The 16,397-nt window shown below is 71.2% G+C and carries 14 protein-coding genes; 10 read left to right on the plus strand and 4 right to left on the minus strand.

The window, feature by feature from the left end; genetic code table 11:
* The first annotated feature begins 91 nt into the window (after positions 1-91).
* Positions 92-568: a MarR family winged helix-turn-helix transcriptional regulator gene (locus ACWGJM_RS34905; protein ID WP_453415772.1), complete on the plus strand. Its 477-nt coding sequence runs from the start codon at positions 92-94 to the stop codon at positions 566-568.
* Between the two features lie 436 nt (positions 569-1,004).
* Here ACWGJM_RS34905 and meaB read toward each other — a convergent pair whose 3' ends face one another.
* On the minus strand, positions 1,005-1,961 hold the full coding sequence (gene meaB / locus ACWGJM_RS34910; protein WP_453415773.1) for a methylmalonyl Co-A mutase-associated GTPase MeaB: 957 nt from the start codon (positions 1,959-1,961) through the stop codon (positions 1,005-1,007).
* A gap of 72 nt (positions 1,962-2,033) precedes the next feature.
* Positions 2,034-3,230 (minus strand): acetyl-CoA C-acetyltransferase, encoded by a 1,197-nt coding sequence (locus ACWGJM_RS34915; RefSeq protein WP_453415774.1) that lies wholly within the window; start codon positions 3,228-3,230, stop codon positions 2,034-2,036.
* A 148-nt stretch (positions 3,231-3,378) separates the two neighbouring features.
* Between ACWGJM_RS34915 and mce the strand changes: the two genes are divergently transcribed.
* The 7 genes from mce (at position 3,379) to ACWGJM_RS34950 (ending at position 13,296) form a co-directional block, all read left to right on the plus strand.
* Positions 3,379-3,819: a methylmalonyl-CoA epimerase gene (mce, locus tag ACWGJM_RS34920; protein ID WP_453415775.1), complete on the plus strand. Its 441-nt coding sequence runs from the start codon at positions 3,379-3,381 to the stop codon at positions 3,817-3,819.
* A 276-nt stretch (positions 3,820-4,095) separates the two neighbouring features.
* Entirely contained in the window at positions 4,096-7,977 is a 3,882-nt protein-coding gene (gene scy / locus ACWGJM_RS34925) for a polarized growth protein Scy (protein WP_453415776.1), read from the plus strand.
* A gap of 194 nt (positions 7,978-8,171) precedes the next feature.
* A complete protein-coding gene (locus ACWGJM_RS34930; protein ID WP_361810090.1) occupies positions 8,172-9,107 on the plus strand; it encodes a coiled-coil domain-containing protein in 936 nt (311 codons plus the stop codon).
* 88 nt (positions 9,108-9,195) lie between these two features.
* The gene (locus ACWGJM_RS34935; RefSeq protein WP_453415777.1) at positions 9,196-10,152 is read left to right on the plus strand and encodes an ABC transporter ATP-binding protein; all 957 of its coding nucleotides are present in this window, start codon (positions 9,196-9,198) and stop codon (positions 10,150-10,152) included.
* 4 nt (positions 10,153-10,156) lie between these two features.
* Positions 10,157-10,927: an ABC transporter permease gene (locus tag ACWGJM_RS34940; RefSeq protein WP_453415778.1), complete on the plus strand. Its 771-nt coding sequence runs from the start codon at positions 10,157-10,159 to the stop codon at positions 10,925-10,927.
* 180 nt (positions 10,928-11,107) lie between these two features.
* Positions 11,108-12,421 (plus strand): ABC transporter ATP-binding protein, encoded by a 1,314-nt coding sequence (locus ACWGJM_RS34945; RefSeq protein WP_453415779.1) that lies wholly within the window; start codon positions 11,108-11,110, stop codon positions 12,419-12,421.
* Entirely contained in the window at positions 12,418-13,296 is an 879-nt protein-coding gene (locus ACWGJM_RS34950) for an ABC transporter permease subunit (protein ID WP_453415780.1), read from the plus strand. The genes ACWGJM_RS34945 and ACWGJM_RS34950 overlap by 4 nt, the downstream gene beginning before the upstream one ends.
* Before the next feature lie 10 nt (positions 13,297-13,306).
* On the opposite strand, the gene ACWGJM_RS34955 is transcribed toward ACWGJM_RS34950, so the two are convergent.
* A complete protein-coding gene (locus tag ACWGJM_RS34955) occupies positions 13,307-13,648 on the minus strand; it encodes an ATP/GTP-binding protein (protein WP_453415781.1) in 342 nt (113 codons plus the stop codon).
* 222 nt (positions 13,649-13,870) lie between these two features.
* Between ACWGJM_RS34955 and ACWGJM_RS34960 the strand changes: the two genes are divergently transcribed.
* Entirely contained in the window at positions 13,871-14,899 is a 1,029-nt protein-coding gene (locus ACWGJM_RS34960) for an LLM class flavin-dependent oxidoreductase (protein ID WP_453415782.1), read from the plus strand.
* 112 nt (positions 14,900-15,011) lie between these two features.
* Here ACWGJM_RS34960 and ACWGJM_RS34965 read toward each other — a convergent pair whose 3' ends face one another.
* Positions 15,012-15,404 (minus strand): SCO5389 family protein, encoded by a 393-nt coding sequence (locus ACWGJM_RS34965; protein WP_453415783.1) that lies wholly within the window; start codon positions 15,402-15,404, stop codon positions 15,012-15,014.
* Positions 15,405-15,647: 243 nt separating this feature from the next.
* On the opposite strand from ACWGJM_RS34965, the gene nucS reads away from it, so the two are divergent.
* Positions 15,648-16,328 carry an endonuclease NucS gene (gene nucS / locus ACWGJM_RS34970; protein WP_453415784.1) on the plus strand — a complete coding sequence of 227 codons (681 nt, stop codon included), beginning with the start codon at positions 15,648-15,650 and terminating at the stop codon, positions 16,326-16,328.
* Positions 16,329-16,397 lie beyond the last annotated feature (69 nt).

Below are 16,397 nucleotides of genomic sequence, written 5' to 3' on the forward strand. Positions count from 1 at the left end.
CGGTAGTCTGCGGAGTGTGACGTCGAACGCGTGCGCACAGTCACACCACCCTCACTAGTTCGCATTTCAACATTTTAGGTAGACTTCATTCATGGAGACCGAGACGGCCACGCGCTGGCTGACCGATGCGGAGCAGTGCGCCTGGCGCACACACCTGGAGGTCAACAGGCTGTTGACGTACCAGCTCGAAAAGGACCTCCAGCCGTTCAGCCTGACAATGAACGACTACGAGATCCTGGTGAATCTCTCCGAGTCCGACGACGTGCGGATGCGGATGAGCGACCTCGCGTCCGCGACCCTGCAATCAAAGAGCCGGCTCTCGCACCAGATCACCCGTATGGAGAACGCGAACCTGGTCCGCCGCGAGAACTGCGAGTCGGACCGCCGCGGGCTCTACGCCGTCCTGACCGAGCACGGCATGGAGACGATGAAGAAGGTCGCCCCACATCATGTGGCGTCCGTCAGGAAGCACTTCATCGACCTGCTGTCGCCGGAGGCCCTGACGGAACTGGACAAGGCCCTGAAGCCCATCGCCGACCACCTGCGAGGCCAACGGGGACGCCCCTGACCTGACCGGGGGGCAGTGCAAGCGGCAGGCGGGTGTTCAGGTCTCGCCTGCCGCTTCACCGTTTCAGCGCGGTGGGGTACGGATGGAGCCCAGGACGGCATGCAGGGCCGGAGCCCACCAGAGACCAGGCTCAGCCCCAGACGCCACCCAGGCGCACCCCACGGTGGCGCTGCAAGGGCGCAGCCCCTCGCCAGGGCCCCGGCCAGGGGCCGGGCCAGGGGCCGGGCCAGGGGCCGGGCGCAGCATCCAAGCGGAATACGGGCGCCCCCGAGACGGAGTGCAGGGGCGCAGCCCCGCAGGGGGCAGAGCCCCGCCAGACCCAGTGTGCACAGCCCCGAACGGGTGCACGGGCGCAGCCCCCTGGTGGGGTCGAAGGGGCGCAGCCCCTGGGGGTGGGAATGGGTAGGGGCGGCGGGGGCGAGGAAGCTGCGGCGGGTCAGCCCTCCGTCAGGCTCGCCACCAGTTCGTCCGCCGCGCGGTACGGGTCCAGATCACCCGCCACGATCCGCTCCGCGAGCGCGCCGAGGCGGCGGTCGCCATGGAGGTCGGCGATGCGTTCGCGGAGGGCGGTGACCGCGATGGTCTCGACCTCGCGGGCGGCGCGGACGCGGCGGCGCTCCGCGAGGACACCGCGCTCCTCCATCCAGGCCCGGTGCTTCTCCAGGGCCTCGACGACTTCGTCGACGCCCTCCGCCCGGGCGGCGACCGTCTTGACGATCGGCGGGCGCCAGTCACCGGGGCCCCGGGACTCGCCGAGCCCCAGCATGTGGTTCAGCTCGCGAGCCGTCGCGTCCGCACCGTCACGGTCGGCCTTGTTGACGACGTACACGTCACCGATCTCCAGGATGCCCGCCTTGGCCGCCTGGATGCCGTCGCCCATGCCCGGGGCGAGGAGGACCACCGAGGTGTCCGCCTGGGAGGCGATCTCCACCTCCGACTGGCCCACGCCCACCGTCTCGACCAGGACCACGTCGCAGCCCGCCGCGTCCAGCACACGGATCGCCTGCGGGGCCGCCCAGGCCAGGCCACCCAGGTGTCCCCGGGTGGCCATGGAGCGGATGTACACGCCCGGGTCGGAGGCGTGCTCCGACATGCGGACCCGGTCGCCGAGCAGTGCGCCGCCCGAGAAGGGCGAGGAGGGGTCCACCGCGAGGACCCCCACCCGTTTGCCCTGTTTGCGGTACGCGGTCACCAGCGCCGAGGTGGACGTCGACTTGCCGACGCCCGGGGAGCCGGTGAGACCGACCACGTACGCGTTCCCGGTCAGCGGCGCCAGGGCCGCCATGATCTCCCTGAGCTGCGGAGACGCCCCCTCCACCAGGGAGATCAGCCGGGCCACGGCCCGCGGCCGGCCTTCCCTGGCCTGGGCCACCAGAGAGGAGACGTCCTGCATCACAGCTCCGTTCGCGAAAGGAACCTGAACCTAAGGAACCTGTAGAGATCTACACCGGAAGTGCGCTCAGCCCTATGGCACGCGCACGATCAGCGCGTCACCCTGACCGCCGCCGCCGCACAGCGCCGCCGCGCCGACCCCGCCGCCCCGGCGCTTCAGCTCCAGGGCCAGGTGCAGGACCAGACGGGCGCCGGACATGCCGATCGGGTGACCGAGGGCGATGGCGCCACCGTTGACGTTCACCTTTTCCGTGGACACCCCGAGGTCCTTCATTGACTGCACCGCGACCGCGGCGAAGGCCTCGTTGATCTCGATGAGGTCGAGGTCGGAGACCTCCAGGCCCTCCTTCTTCAGGGCGTGCAGGATCGCGTTGGAGGGCTGGGACTGCAGGGAGTTGTCCGGACCCGCCACGTTGCCGTGCGCGCCGATCTCCGCGATCCAGTCCAGGCCCAGCTCCTGCGCCTTGGCCTTGCTCATCACGACCACGGCCGCGGCGCCGTCGGAGATCTGCGAGGCGGAGCCGGCGGTGATCGTGCCGTCCTTGGCGAAGGCCGGGCGCAGCTTGCCCAGGGACTCCGCCGTGGTGTCGCCGCGGATGCCCTCGTCCTTGCTGAAGACGACCGGCTCGCCCTTGCGCTGCGGGATCTCGACCGGGGTGATCTCGGCCTCGAAGACGCCGTTCTTCTGCGCGGCGGCGGCCCGCTGGTGGGACAGGGCAGCGATCTCGTCCTGCTCGGGACGCTTGATGCCGAGCCGCGTGTTGTGCTTCTCCGTGGACGCGCCCATGGCGATGCCCTCGAAGGAGTCGGTCAGGCCGTCGTACGCCATGGCGTCGAGCATCTCGACGGCGCCGTACTTGAAGCCCTCCCGGGACTTGGGCAGCAGGTGGGGGGCGTTGGTCATGGACTCCTGGCCGCCGGCGACGACGATGTCGAACTCACCCGCGCGGATCAGCTGGTCCGCGAGGGCGATGGCGTCGAGGCCGGACAGACACACCTTGTTGACGGTGAGCGCCGGGACGCTCATCGGGATGCCCGCCTTGACCGCGGCCTGCCGCGCCGGGATCTGGCCCGCACCGGCCTGGAGCACCTGGCCCATGATCACGTACTGCACCTGGTCGCCGCCGATCCCCACACGGTCGAGGGCGGCCTTGATCGCGAAGCCGCCCAGATCGGCCCCGGAGAATGACTTGAGCGAGCCGAGCAGCCGCCCCATCGGGGTACGAGCACCCGCGACGATGACGGAGGTCGTGCTGTTCGATGCTGACATGAGGTGGGATCCCCTTCCAGCTGCACAAAGCTGAGGAGTGAACGAGGGTTTACTTCGAATGTACTGACCGGTACTGCACCCGTCACCCGGCCGTCGGTGTGATCGCGCGCACGTTGCGTAACCACCCGAGGAGCGCTCCACTAACACCATGCTGACGCGAATCGACCACATCGGGATCGCCTGCCACGACCTCGACGCGACCGTCGAGTTCTACCGGGCCACCTACGGCTTCGAGGTGTTCCACACCGAAGTCAACGAGGAGCAGGGCGTGCGCGAGGCCATGCTCAAGATCAACGAGACGTCCGACGGCGGTGCTTCGTACCTCCAGCTCCTCGAACCGACCCGCGAGGACTCCGCAGTCGGCAAGTGGCTGGCGAAGAACGGCGAGGGCGTCCACCACATCGCCTTCGGTACGGCGGATGTCGACGCCGACTCCGCGGACATCCGCGGGAAGGGCGTACGCGTTCTGTACGAGGAGCCACGACGTGGCTCCATGGGGTCGCGGATCACCTTCCTGCACCCCAAGGACTGCCATGGCGTACTGACAGAACTGGTCACATCCGCGCCTGTTGAGTCACCTGAGCACTGACCCTCGTACATGGGGGCCGGTAGGGTTGGGGGCGGTCGTCCCGAAACCGGGGACGACCGGGTCCTGCCGTCAAAGGCAGCGCCTGCCTCCCTCCGGGCGGACGACGCTACCTTTGATCGCAGGACCGCGCCGGGGTCCGGTTTTCGGGGGACGAGCGTCGGGGCAGCAGCCCATGCTCCGCCGTTGATCTGACACCATTCCCCGGGGGCCCCGTTCGGCGGATGGACGGAGCTCGTTTGAACAGGCACGCGACCAGGGGACGGATGGGACCGCGCAGTGCGGGGCTACGAGAGCCAGGAGCGAGAGCCGGCGGCTGACGTCGATCACCTCTCTCGGTTCGAGGCCGAGATGAAGCGGCTGAAGACCGAGCGGGAAAAGGCGATCCAGCATGCCGAGGACCTCGGCTACCAGGTCGAGGTGCTGCGCGCCAAGTTGCACGAGGCGCGCCGCACCATCATGTCCCGGCCCGACTTCGCCGGCGGCGACCTCGGCTATCAGGCCGAGCAGTTGCTGCGCAATGCCCAGATCCAGGCCGACCAGCTGCGCCAGGACGCCGAGCGGGAGCTGAGCCAGGCCCGCGCCCAGACCCAGCGCATCCTTCAGGAGCACGCCGAGCAGGCGGCCCGGCTCCAGGCCGAGCTGCACGCCGAGGCCGTGGCCCGCCGCCAGCAGCTGGACCAGGAGCTCGCCGAGCGGCGCCAGACGGTCGAGTCGCACGTCAACGAGAACGTGGCGTGGGCGGAGCAGCTGCGGGCGCGTACGGAGTCCCAGGCCCGCCGCCTCCTCGAGGAGTCCCGCGCCGAGGCCGAGCAGGCCATGGCCGCCGCCCGCGCCGAGGCCGAACGGCTGACCGCGGAGGCCCGGCAGCGGCTCCAGAGCGACGCCGAGGCGGCCCGCGCGGAGGCCGAGCAGCTCCTGCGCCGCGCCCGCACGGACGCCGAGCGGCTGCTGAACGCCGCCTCCACCCAGGCACAGGAGGCCACCGACCACGCCGAGCAGCTGCGCACCTCCACCGCGACGGAGTCGGACACGGCCCGCCGCCAGGCCGGCGAGCTGAGCCGGGCCGCCGAGCAGCGCATGGCCGAGGCGGACGAGGCCCTGCGCAAGGCACAGGCCGAGGCCGAGAAGCTGGTCACGGAGGCCAAGGAGGCCGCGGCCAAGGCGCTCTCCAGCGCCGAGTCCGCCAACGAGCAGCGCACGCGCACGGCGAAGGAGCAGGTCGCCCGGCTGGTCGAGGAGGCCACCAAGGAGGCCGAGAACACCAGGACCGAGGCCGAGCAGCGGGTCGCGGACGCCCGCGCCGAGGCCGAGAAGATCGTCGCGGAGGCCACCGAGAAGGCCCGTGCGCTCACCGCCGAGGAGAGCGCGACCCAGCTGTCCAAGGCGGCGAAGACCGCCGAGGACGTGCTGAACAAGGCGGCCGAGGAAGCCCGGAAGACCACCAAGGCCGCGGCCGAGGAGGCCGAGCGGATCCGCCGCGAGGCCGAGGCCGAGGCGGACCGGCTGCGCGGCGAGGCGCACGACATCTCCGAGCAGCTCAAGGGTGCGGCGAAGGACGACACCAAGGAGTACCGCGCCAAGACGGTCGAGCTCCAGGAGGAGGCCCGCCGGCTGCGCGGCGAGGCCGAGCAGCTGCGCTCCGACGCGGTCGCCGAGGGCGAGCGCATCCGCGCCGAGGCCCGGCGTGAGGCCGTGGCGCAGATCGAGGAGGCGGCCAGGTCCGCCGAGGAGCTGCTGGCCAAGGCGAAGGCGGACGCGGACGAGCTCCGGCAGAAGGCCACGACGGACAGCGAGAAGGTCCGCACGGAGGCCATCGAGCGGGCGACGACGCTGCGCCGGCAGGCCGAGGAGACCCTGGAGCGCACCCGCGCGGAGGCCGAGCGCTCCCGCGAGGAGGCGGTGGAGCTCGCCGAGACCATCACCTCGAACGCCGAGCAGGCCGCGCGCGAGCTGCGCGACGAGGCCGAGCGGGCGGCCGAGGCCCGGCGTGCGGAGGCCGCCGAGGAGCTGACCCGGCTGCACGGGGAGGCGGAGGCGCGGCTCGCGTCCGCCGAGCAGGCCCTGACGGACGCCCGCGAGGAGGCCGCGCGGATCCGCCGGGAGACCGGCGAGGAGACCGAGCGGCTGCGCGCGGAGGCCGCCGAGCGGATCCGTACGCTCCAGCAGCAGGCGGAGACGGAGGCCGAGCGGCTGCGGGACGAGGCCGCGTCGGACGCGTCCGCGTCCCGGGCTGAGGGCGAGGCCATCGCCGTACGCCTGCGGTCGGAGGCCGCGGCCGAGGCGGAGCGGCTGAAGTCGGAGGCCCAGGACACCGCCGACCGGGTGCGGGCGGAGGCGCAGGCCGCCGCCGAGCGGCTGGCCGCGGAGGCGTCCGAGACGCTGGCCGCCGCCCAGGAGGAGGCTGCCCGCCGTCGCCGCGAGGCCGAGGAGCTGCTCGGTGCCGCGCGCGCCGAGGCCGACCAGGAGCGTGAGCGGGCCCGCGAGCAGAGCGAGGAGCTGCTGGCCTCCGCGCGTCGGCGTGTGGAGGACGCGCAGGCCGAGGCGGTCCGGCTGGTGGAGGAGGCCGACCGGCGCGCCACCGAGATGGTGTCAGCGGCCGAGCTCCACGCCCAGCAGGTCCGGGACTCCGTCGCCGGGCTGCACGAGCAGGCGCAGGAGGAGATCGCCGGCCTGCGCTCCGCCGCCGAGCACGTGGCGGACCGTATGCGCCGGGAGGCCGAGGAGGAGGCGGACCGGGTCCGCGCCGACGCCTACGCCGAGCGGGAGCGGGCGAGCGAGGACGCGGGCCGGCTGCGCCGCGAGGCGCAGAACGAGTCGGAGGCCGCCAAGGCGCTCGCCGAGCGGACGATGGCGGAGGCGATCGCCGAGGCCGAGCGGTTGCGTGCGGACGCGGCGGCGCACGCCCAGCGGGTGCGGACGGAGGCGTCGGACGCGCTGGCCGAGGCCGACCAGTCCGCGGCGCGCGCCCGTGCGGAGGCCCGGGAGGACGCCAACCGGATCCGTTCGGACGCGGCGACGCAGGCGGACACGCTCATCACCGAGGCGCGTAACGAGGCCGAGCGGCTCCAGACCGAGACGATCGCCGAGGCGGAGCGGCTCCAGTCGGAGACGGTCGCCGAGGCCGACCGGGTGCGGGCCGAGGCGGTGGCCAAGGCCGAGAAGCTGATCGCGGACGCCTCCGGCGACGCGGAGCGGCTGCGTGCCGAGGCGGCCGAGACGGTCGGGTCCGCGCAGCAGCACGCGGAGCGGATCCGCACCGAGTCGCAGCGGGTGAAGGCGGACGCGGAGGCGGCGGCCGAGCGGATGGTGTCGGCGGCCCGTGAGGAGGCCGAGCGGACGCTGGACGAGGCCCGCAAGGACGCCAACAAACGGCGTTCGGAGGCGGCCGAGCAGGTCGACACGCTGATCACGGAGACCACGGCCGAGGCCGACAAGCTGCTGACCGAGGCGCAGCAGCAGGCGCAGAAGACCACCGCGGACGCCGAGGCGCAGGCCGACACGATGGTGGGCGTGGCCCGCCAGGAGGCCGAGCGCCTGGTGTCCGAGGCGCGGGTCGAGGGCAACTCGACGGTGGAGAAGGCCCGTACGGACGCGGACGAGCTGCTCGTCGGCGCCCGCCGGGACGCCACCGCGATCAGGGAGCGCGCGGAGGAGCTGCGCGACCGGATCACTGCCGAGATCGAGGGGCTGCACGAGCGGGCCCGCCGTGAGGCGGCCGAGACGATGAAGTCGACCGGCGACCGCTGCGACGCGCTCATCAAGGCCGCCGAGGAGCAGCACGCCAAGGCGCAGGCCAAGGCCAAGGAGATCGTCTCGGAGGCCAACTCCGAGGCGGGCAAGGTCCGTATCGCGGCGGTGAAGAAGGCGGAGGGGCTGCTCAAGGAGGCCGAGCAGAAGAAGGCCTCGCTCGTCAGGGAGGCCGAGGAGCTCAAGGCCGAGGCGATCCGCGAGGCGAGGCGGACGGTCGAGGAGGGCAAGCGCGAGCTGGAGGTCCTGGTGCGCCGGCGCGAGGACATCAACGCCGAGATCTCCCGTGTCCAGGACGTGCTGGAGGCGTTGGAGTCCTTTGAGGCCCCGTCGTCCGGGAAGGACGGCGGAGTCAAGGCGGGTGCCACCGTGGGGCCGCCTCGATCGGGTGGCAAGTCGTCAGACAGCTAGCGGACAGGGTGGGTTCTGATGTCTTCTGGGCGCTTTGGTCCGTCCTCGGCGAGATCATTTGCAACCCGTCCGGGCGTCAGCCACTCAAAAGAGGTGTCATTCTCCAGATCAAACACGTATCCGCTCGATGACACACCGCTTCGGCCCCTAGGATTCGACCTATCACCTCACCGGTCTCATTCGACAGGAACCCCATGAGCGACACTTCCCCCTACGGCTTCGAGCTTGTGCGGCGTGGATACGACCGCGCTCAGGTGGACGAACGAATCTCCAAGCTCGTCTCCGACCGTGACAGCGCTCTCGCCCGCATCACCGCTCTGGAAAAGCGCATCGAAGAGCTCCACCTCGAAACGCAGAACGCCCAGGCCCAGATCACCGACGCGGAGCCGTCGTACGCGGGTCTCGGCGCGCGGGTCGAGAAGATCCTCCGCCTCGCCGAGGAAGAGGCCAAGGATCTGCGTGAGGAGGCCCGGCGCGCGGCCGAGCAGCACCGCGAGCTCGCGGAGTCGGCGGCCCAGCAGGTGCGCAACGACGCGGAATCGTTCGCTGCGGAGCGCAAGGCGAAGGCCGAGGACGAGGGCGTCCGGATCGTCGAGAAGGCCAAGAGTGACGCCTCGCAGCTGCGCTCCGAGGCGCAGAAGGACGCGCAGTCCAAGCGTGAGGAGGCGGACGCCCTCTTCGAGGAGACGCGCGCCAAGGCCGCGCAGGCCGCCGCCGACTTCGAGACGAACCTGGCCAAGCGCCGCGAGCAGTCCGAGCGCGACCTGGCCTCGCGTCAGCAGAAGGCGGAGAAGCGCCTCGCGGAGATCGAGCACCGCGCCGAGCAGCTGCGCCTGGAGGCGGAGAAGCTGCGCACCGACGCCGAGCGCCGTGCCCGCCAGACCGTCGAGACGGCCCAGCGCCAGGCCGAGGACATCGTGGCCGACGCCAACGCCAAGGCCGACCGCATCCGCTCGGAATCCGAGCGCGAGCTCGCGGCGCTCACCAACCGCCGCGACAGCATCAACGCCCAGCTGACGAACGTCCGCGAGATGCTCGCCACGCTCACGGGTGCCGCGGTGGCCGCGGCCGGTTCGCCGGCCGAGGACGAGCCGATCTCCCGCGGGGTCCCGGCCCAGCAGTCCCGGTAACACCCGGACGCTCGGCGACCGAGCACAGTCGAAGCCCTCTGCCACTCCTCCGGTGGCAGGGGGCTTCGTCCCGTTTTAGCTTGGCCGCATGATCGAGCTGGACGGGCTGACCAAGCGGTACGGCGAGACACTGGCGGTCGACGGCCTGAGCTTCGCCGTACGGCCGGGCATCGTCACGGGCTTTCTCGGGCCGAACGGGGCCGGGAAGTCCACGACCATGCGGATGATCCTGGGGCTCGACCATCCCACCGCCGGGGACGTCCGGATCGACGGCAGGCACTACGACCAGCTGAAGGACCCCCTGACGTACATCGGGGCGCTGCTGGACGCCAAGGCCGTGCACGGGGGCCGCAGCGCGTACAACCATCTGCTGTGCCTCGCGCAGAGCAACGGGATCCCGAAGAGCCGGGTGCGTGAGGTGCTGGACACGGTCGGGCTGACCTCGGTGGCGCGGAAGAAGGCCAAGGGGTTCTCGCTGGGGATGGGGCAGCGGCTCGGGATCGCGGGGGCGCTGCTCGGCGATCCGCGGATCCTGATGTTCGACGAGCCGGTCAACGGGCTCGATCCGGAGGGCATCCACTGGATCCGCACCCTGATGAAGTCGCTGGCCGGGCAGGGGCGGACGGTGTTCGTCTCGAGCCATCTGATGAGCGAGATGGCGCTGACCGCCGATCATCTGGTGGTCATCGGGCAGGGGCGGCTGCTGGCCGACACCTCCATGGCCGAGTTCATCCGGCAGAACTCGCGGGCGTACGTCCGGGTCCGCAGTCCGGAACAGCAGCGGCTGCTGGACGTGCTGCACGGGGCCGGGATCACGGTCGTGGAGGCGGGCGGCGGGGCGCTGGAGGTGGACGGCGGCAAGGCCGAGCTCATCGGCGAGCTGGCCGCCGAGCACCGGATCGCGCTGCATGAGCTGAGTCCGCAGCAGGCTTCGCTGGAGGAGGCGTTCATGAGGCTGACGGCGGAGTCGGTGGAGTACCACGCGCACAGCGACACCGCGGCCGTGCCGCAGGGCTGGGGCGCCGACTGCAAGAAGGGCGTGTGACGTCATGGCCGCCGTCGAGGTCGTCCGGTCCGAATGGACCAAGATCCGGTCCGTCGCGTCCACGGTGTGGACGCTGTCCCTCGCCGTGGTCGTCACCATCGCCCTCGGCGTGCTGATCTCGGCGTTGTCGAGGAGCCAGTACGACAGGATGCCCGTCCGGGAGCGGCTCTCCTACGATCCCACCCTGGTCAGCTTCGCGGGCATGACTCTCGGGCAGCTCGCGCTGATCGTGTTCGGCGTGCTGGTCGTGTCCAACGAGTACAGCACCGGCATGATCCGCACCTCGCTGGCGGCCGTACCGCAGCGCGGCACGTTCCTGTTCAGCAAGATCGCTGTGGCCGCCGGGCTCGCGCTGGTCGTGGCCTTCGCCACCAGCTTCGCCGCGTTCTTCCTCGGACAGGCCGTGCTCGGCCCCCACCGGGCGCAGCTGGGCGACCCCGGGGTGCTGCGCGCGGTGATCGGCGGCGGGCTCTACATGACCCTCATCGCCGTGTTCTCCATGGGCGTCGCCGCGATGCTGCGCTCGCCGATGCTGTCGCTGGGCATCCTGATGCCGTTCTTCTTCCTCATCTCCAACATCCTCGGCAACGTCGACGCCACGAAGAAGATCGGCCGCTACCTCCCCGACCAGGCCGGCAGTCGCATCATGCAGGTGGTCCCCCGCCTCGGCGACGACACCCCGTACGGCCCCTGGGGCGGGCTGGGCATCATGGTGCTGTGGGTGGTCGCGGCGGTCGCGGGCGGCTATGTGCTGCTCAGGAAGCGGGATGCCTAGGGTCGTCGGGCCATGGGTGGTCCGGGTCGTTGTGGGGGATTGTGTGGCGCTCGGGGAGCGGGGCGCACAGCGTTCGTAGCTTTACTCTCCCTTGGGCGGAACCGTCAGCGCCCGGATATCCTCCTAACCCTTACGGGGGCGTGTGCCCCGCTGTCCTGAACCTTTCGATGGGTGCGGAGCATGATCGAGGCTGTCGGCCTGACCAAGCGCTACGGCGACAAGACCGCCGTGTACAACCTTTCCTTCCAGGTGCGACCGGGCGCCGTGACCGGCTTCCTCGGGCCCAACGGCTCGGGCAAGTCGACCACCATGCGGATGATCCTCGGCCTGGACAACCCGACCGCGGGCACGGTGACGATCGGCGGCTATCCGTACCGCAAGCTGCCCAACGCACCCCGCCAGGTCGGCGCGCTGCTCGACGCCAAGGCCGTGCACGGCGGCCGGCACGCCCGCAACCACCTGCTGTGCCTGGCCCAGCTGTCGGGCATCCCGGCCCGCCGGGTGGACGAGGTACTCGGGGTCGTCGGCCTTCAGGACGTGGCCAGAAAGCGCTCCAAGGGCTTCTCGCTCGGCATGGGCCAGCGGCTCGGCATCGCGGCCGCGCTGCTCGGCGACCCGCAGGTGCTGCTGTTCGACGAGCCGGTCAACGGCCTCGACCCCGAGGGCATCCTCTGGGTGCGCAACCTGATGAAGGCGCTGGCGGCGGAGGGGCGGACCGTGTTCGTCTCCAGCCACCTGATGAGCGAGATGGCGCTGACCGCCGACCACCTCATCGTCATCGGCCGCGGCCAGCTGCTCGCCGACATGAGCGTGAGGGACTTCATCTCGGCCAACTCGGCCGACTTCGCACGGGTCCGCACCCCGGACACCGAGCCGCAGCTGCGGGAGAAGCTGACCTCCGCACTCACCGAGGCGGGCGGCCACGTGCTGCCGGAGCAGGACGGCGCGCTGCGGGTCACCGGGCTGCCGCTGCCCCGCATCAGCGACCTCGCGCACGAGGCGGACGTACGGCTGTGGGAGCTGTCGCCGCATCAGGCCTCGCTGGAAGAGGCGTACATGCGGATGACCCAGGGCGCCGTGGACTACCGCTCGACCATCGACCAGAAGGCGGGCCTCCATCAGCCGCTGCCGCCCGGCGCCCAGCCGCCCATGCCGGTCCCGGGCCAGGGCCAGCCGGGCTGGTACGCCCCGCCGCCGCCCCAGCAGGGCGGCCAGCCGTTCGCCGCGGCTCCGGGGCAGCCGGTGCCGCCACAGGGCGGGGCGCCCGCCGGGCCGTACGGCGGCCCCGGGGCACCCGCGGGCGCGTACGGCGCTCCCGGAGCCGGTCAGCCGAATCCTTACGCCCAGCCGTCGGCGCAGGCGCCCGCCGCCCCGGCGACCCCGCCCGCGCCGCAGCAGCAGCCCGCGGCCCCGGCCGCCGCTCCGGCCGCAGAATCGCCCAAGCCCACCGCCTCCGCCCCCGCCGACCTGACCAAGCCCGAGGACGCCCGATGAGCACCCACCAGCCCCCGATGCCGCAGGCACCAGCCGCCGCGCCCGAGTGGCAGGCGGCGCCCGGAGCCTCGTATCCCGGATACACCTCGCCGATCCCGGTGGTGCGCACGCACCTCGGGCACGCGATCGCCTCCGAGTGGACGAAGATCAAGTCGGTGCGCTCGACGATATGGACGCTGGGCGTGTTCGTGCTGCTCGTGATCGGCATCGGGCTGGCCGCCGGCGCGCTGGTGTCGAACTCCTCCACGGAGATGGACGGCGAGAACCCGCTCGGCCTGGGCTTCTTCGGGCTGCTGCTGGGCAGCATGTGCATCATGACGCTCGGCGTGCTGACCACGGCCTCGGAGTACGGCACCGGCATGATCCGTACCACGATGGTCGCATGCCCGAGCCGGGGACGGGTGCTCGCGGCGAAGGCGATCGTGTTCTTCGTCGTCGCCTTCGTGGTCACCCTGGCGTCGGCCTCCTTCGTCGCCATGACCCAGGTGTCCATGCTGGGCGGCTCCGGCGCCAAGGACCCGTCCGGCGGGGAGTGGCTGAAGGCCACGGTCGGCGTCAGCCTCTACCTCGCCCTGCTCGGACTGTTCTCGCTCGTGATCGGCTCGATCATCCGGCACTCGGCGGGCGCGATCACCATCATGATCGGTGCCGTGCTCGCCCCGCTGGTGATCGCGCTGTTCATGTTCTCCCAGTCGCTGTCGAACCTGCGCGAGAAGCTGGTCGAGTACTCGATCCCCAACCAGCTGAGCGTCTTCTACTCCAACTCCCTCAGCCAGTCCGGCCCGTCCGGCTGGGACCCGCTGTGGATCATGCTGGGCGTGACGGCCGTCGCGTCCGGCGCGGCGTACGCGCTGCTTCAGAAGCGGGACGTGTGATCCGGAGCTTCTAGAACCTCGGCGCGTTACGGGACCGCAGCACCCGCGTGGTGCGGCGGTCCTTCGCGTTCCAGCACGCCTTGTGCCAGTGGCGGCGGTCGTCGACGCCCGAGTGCTCCGGCCAGGCCACGACATGCGGGACGCCGGAGGCGATCACCTGGTCACAGCCCGGGCAACGGTAGGTCTTGCCCTGCGCGCTGGCCCCGGCCACATGCCGCACGCTCCACTCCTCGCCCCGCCAGTTCTCGGTGGACTGCCATCCGCCGTACCGGTCGGCGCGGTCGTCCTCGGCGCTCCGGCCGGACGCGGCCGTGTCCTTGGGGCCCTTGGGACGATTGCGACGCGGGGACACGGGACACCTCACGGGGCTATAACGGAAGCACGGGTTTATTCCAGCCTACGCGTCACGGACGGGGGTAGGCGTAGGGAACCAACCCCCACAAGTCCCCCTGCCCGCCGACCCATTCTGAAGACAATCCGCAAATCCCTTCGCCAGGCCGTGTCCTCGGCACGTGTCGCACGGTTATGCCGGGTGGGGGAGCTCCGGGTCGGAGCCAAGGAAGCAGGAAATGCGATGCGCGTAGGAAGTTTTGTGCTGGCCGCCCAGTTCCCTGGGCAGGGCCAGGGGGAGGCGCTGCACCGGGCGGTCCGCTCGGCGCAGGTCTCCGAGGAGGCGGGCCTCGACGCGGTCTGGCTGGCCGAGCACCACTTCGTGCCGTACGGCACGTGCCCGTCCGCGGTCACCCTGGCCGCCTTGTTGCTGGGCCGCACCCACCGTATCCGGGTCGGCACGGCGGTCAGCGTGCTGCCCACCGCGCATCCGGTCGCCCTCGGCGAACAGGCCGCGCTGCTGCATGTGACCAGCGGCGGCCGCTTCACGCTCGGCGTGGGGCGCGGCGGCCCGTGGGTGGACCTGGAGGTCTTCGGCGCGGGTCTCGCGGCCTACGAGCACGGATTCCCGGAATCACTCGATCTGCTGGTGCGCTGGCTGCGTGAACCGGCGGTGGCGGCCTCGGGTGAACGGTTCTCCTTTCGTGAGGTCCCCGTCGTACCGCGCCCGTCGGAGGCGCTGACGGACCTCCCCGGTCCCGAGGTCGTCGTCGCCTGCACCTCCCCGTCGAGCGTGCGGCTGGCGGCCGAGCGCGGGCTGCCGATGCTGCTCGGGATGCACGTCGGGGACGAGCAGAAGGCCGAGATGATCGACCTGTGGCGACGGCACGCGCGGGCGGCCGGGCGGCCGGCCGAGGAGATCGCCCACGCGGCCCATGTGTCGGCCGGCGTCTGCCAGATCGCGGACACGCGCACCGACGCGGCGGAGACCCTGCTGAAGGCGATGCCGGGCTGGCTGAAGCAGGGCCTGGACGCCCATGTGACGGTGGACGGCCGGGCCCGGCCGATGCGCGATCCGCTGGCCTACACCGAACTGCTCTGCGGACTGCACCCGGTCGGCACCCCCCGGCTGTGCGTCGACCGCCTCGCGGCGACCTCGGAGCGCACCGGCATCTCCCGCTTCGCCCTGCTCGTGGAGGGCTCCGGGGACCTGGCGGCGACGGAGGAGAACGTACGACGGCTGGGTGCCGAGGTACTGCCTCATCTGCGCTGACCGGGCAACTCGCCTTCCCGGTGTGGGGCTTGCCGCTCCAGTACTGATTGCACCTTCCGCGGGTGGAGCGGCAAGCAACGGCTCACTGCGTCAGCAGTTCGCGGGCTCCGCGTCAGCAGTCCCTGAGGTCCGGGGACTGGTTCAGCAGTTGACTGCGCACCGAGGTGAAGCGGGCCAGACGCGCGTCGGCCGAGGTGTCCAACGGGAACACCGCCACCCGGTGGCAGTTCTGGAACGCAAGCCGCACACCGAAGTGCCGCTGGAGCGCGCCGCGTATGGCGTCACTGGCGAGCGCGCGCAGCAGCTGACCGCGTGCCTGCTCGTCCGGCGGGGGCGTCTGGTTGTCGGCGAAGTCTCCGCCATCCACCTTCAGCTGGGCCACCAGGGAGCTGATCATCTCCCATGCGTAGGGCAGGGAGGTCCGGACGCAGTCGACGAAGGCAGCTTCGTCGACCTCGCCTCGCTCGGCCTGTTCGAGTAGGGCCGGTGAGACGTCGAGCGACATGGGTACTCCTCTCGCACCCCCGAACAGCAGGGGTTGCCGGACAGGTAAGGGAGTTCGCGATACCGAACACGCTGAGTACACATACGGCGACCTCCCGTTTACTACGGTAGGCAACGGACGGTGACGGCACCAGGAGAATGCGTACATGGGCCGATCTCTTTAGGCACACAATCGGCCATGGATGAACGCCTGTTTCCAGGGCGAATCGCGTCGGCGGCGGGGCGTCGAGTAGCGTTGCCGACCATGCGTCTCGTCATTGCCCGGTGCTCGGTCGACTACGCCGGCCGGCTCACCGCCCACCTCCCCACGGCCCCCCGCCTGATCCTGGTCAAGGCGGACGGCAGCGTCTCGATCCACGCGGACGACCGGGCGTACAAGCCCCTCAACTGGATGTCGCCGCCCTGCACGCTGAAGGAGGAGCCGGGCGACTCCGAGGAGACGGCAGGCCTCTGGACCGTCACCAACAAGGCGGGCGAGAAGCTGATCATCACGATGGAGGAGATCCTCCACGACTCCTCGCACGAGCTCGGCGTGGACCCCGGCCTGATCAAGGACGGCGTGGAAGCGCATCTCCAGGAACTGCTCGCCGACCGCATCGAAACGCTCGGCGACGGCTACACGCTGATCCGGCGTGAGTACATGACCGCGATCGGCCCGGTCGACATCCTGTGCCGGGACGCCGACGGCCAGACCGTCGCCGTGGAGATCAAGCGGCGCGGCGAGATCGACGGGGTGGAGCAACTCACCCGCTATCTGGAGCTGTTGAACCGCGATCCGCATCTCGCCCCCGTCCGCGGCATCTTCGCCGCCCAGGAGATCAAGCCGCAGGCCCGCGTACTCGCCACGGACCGCGGCATCGGCTGCCAGGTGCTGGACTACGACGCGCTGCGCGGCATCGAGGACGACAAGCTGCGGCTGTTCTGAGCGGCGTTGCCGTACGTACGCGGGTGGGGGCCGGGCCCGGCAGGGGCCCGGCCCCCACCCGCGTCGGAT

It is taken from the genome of Streptomyces sp. NPDC054834, from assembly GCF_053611185.1.